At 59.8% G+C, this 229-nt stretch carries 1 protein-coding gene; it reads right to left on the bottom strand.

Going from position 1 to position 229, the window contains the following annotated elements:
• A partial coding sequence (locus tag SB756_RS36320) for a DEAD/DEAH box helicase (protein ID WP_410914101.1) occupies nt 1-229 on the bottom strand: 229 nt, incomplete at both ends.

Here is a 229-nt window from a genome sequence, read left to right as displayed (position 1 = left end):
GCAGCGACGTTGCGCGGGCTGACTTCGATACTCAGCGGGTCGTTGAGCATCTGCCCGGCGAGCAGGCGGATGTCATCGGAGAAGGTCGCGGAGAACAGCAGCGTCTGACGCTTTTTCGGCAGCATGCGGTAAATGTTCGCCAGTTCTTCGGAAAAGCCCAGGTCGAGCATGCGGTCGGCTTCATCCAGCACCAGCGTTTGCAGCTGATTGAGTTTCAGCGCGTTCTGGC

This window comes from Pseudomonas sp. SIMBA_068, assembly GCF_046534705.1.
Taxonomy (GTDB): domain Bacteria; phylum Pseudomonadota; class Gammaproteobacteria; order Pseudomonadales; family Pseudomonadaceae; genus Aquipseudomonas; species Aquipseudomonas putida.
Note: the sequence above shows the minus strand (reverse complement) of the source record. Positions and strands in the feature narration are given on the sequence as shown.